This is a genomic window from Burkholderia sp. Bp9140 (assembly GCF_003853425.1).
Taxonomy (GTDB): domain Bacteria; phylum Pseudomonadota; class Gammaproteobacteria; order Burkholderiales; family Burkholderiaceae; genus Burkholderia.
Map to the genome: position 1 here is coordinate 1 of NZ_QTPQ01000113.1, position 1,019 is coordinate 1,019.

The following is a 1,019-nucleotide window of genomic DNA, read 5'->3' on the forward strand; positions in this document are numbered from 1 at the left end:
TTCGCGGAGTTCGGCACGCAGGAGCGCAAGCTGATGTTCGCGGATCACCTGCTGAAGCACGTGCCGCTCGCCGCGCGAATCCGGAAGGTGCTGAACGAGCGCCCGGGTCATCGCGCGCCGCGTGTGCGCTTCGAGCAGGAGCTGGAGGATTTCCTGTCGGACGACGCGGCCGAGGAAACCCTCGACGCGGTGATCGACTGGGGGCGTTACGGCGAGGTGTTCTCGTACAACGACAAGACGGAAGTGTTCAGTCTCGAGGATGTGGAGTCCTGAAGTCTGGAAGTCGATACATGGGGCGCGACATCCAGCCGTCATCGATGTCGCGCCGACATCGGAGCGTGCCGCACAGCCGGCGGCGCTGCCGACGAGGCCGGCCGTGACGGTGCCGGCCAGCCCCCCAAATAGTTATCCGATGAGATCGGCAACGAACCCGAACGTCATTCCGGCTTCGGCGCAACGCCATGCCATGTCGGACATCTGATCGTTCTGCCGGTCTGACGGCCCCGGTTAATCATCAAAAAATAGCGAGATCGAATCGTCGCAACGATCGTGTGACAATTTTCTACATTGTTCGATTCGATGGTTTTCGGGCCTAATGGGTCTTGTTGTAAGGCGGTGCACAGACTCTGATGATGTTTTTTGAATGCGTCTCGATCGATCATTAACTCGAATTTCAGGGGGATTGATTTTCCGTGATGGGACGTTGCACTGGAGGGCGGCTGCCGTGCACCTATAGAGCATGAGGCTTGCGGACCCGTTGCTCCCTCCAAGGATTCAGCTCTATCGATGTCTTGAGATGAGGGATGTTGAAATGGCCCAGAGCGAGAAAAATAAAAACAGAATTAGTTAAATGCGGTACGGTGTTTGGAGCATATCTTAAGAAATAACGGCTTATCAGGTCTGAGGCAGTGTGTTCATTTTCGTGAGCATATGCTTCACTGGTGGACTTGCCCCTGCATGACCGGACACGCAGTCACGCTTAGGTTAGCGAATTTTCTTGCTGGCGAAACTCGCGTGGC

The 1,019-nt window shown here is 56.0% G+C and carries 1 protein-coding gene; it reads left to right on the plus strand.

Annotation, left to right across the window (positions count from 1 at the left end; translation table 11 throughout):
• Positions 1–273: AAA-associated domain-containing protein (locus tag DIE21_RS36835; protein WP_185642931.1), on the plus strand; the 273-nt coding region annotated here is incomplete at its 5' end.
• Positions 274–1,019: the final 746 nt, after the last annotated feature.